A 385-nucleotide genomic window follows, 5' to 3' on the forward strand; every position below is an offset into this window, starting at 1 on the left:
CGGTGAACGCCTTGGCGGCCTTCATGACGATGAAGGCCGGGCTGGTGATCAGGTCATGGGCTTCAGAAGCCTGTAAACACTGGCTTCCGAGACAAAATAGCCCTGGCTGTCGGTGAAGCGCACGGCCAGCTCCCGGGGGCTCAGCTCTGAATGCTCCAGGGCCAGTTCCAGGATCGCGGCGCGGACATCCTCGGGGATGCGGTTCCACACTCGGCTTGGCCGTCCTGGGCGGTCTTCGAGCGCCTCGGGGCCGCCAGTCTGGTAGAGATCATACCAGCGGTAGAAGGTGGCCCGGGGCACGCCGATCTGCTCCAGCGTCCGGCGCACCGACAGGCTCGATTGCTCGACCAGGCGGATGATCTCGATCTTTTCGCAAGCCGGATAT

Annotated in this window: 1 pseudogene; it reads right to left on the reverse strand. The window is 63.9% G+C overall.

The annotated features are described in order from the left end of the window. Nucleotides 1–385 (reverse strand): annotated as a pseudogene (locus AX690_RS09915) (helix-turn-helix domain-containing protein); the annotation flags it as partial.

This window comes from Caulobacter sp. CCH9-E1 (assembly GCF_001556515.1).
Taxonomy (GTDB): Bacteria; Pseudomonadota; Alphaproteobacteria; order Caulobacterales; family Caulobacteraceae; genus Caulobacter.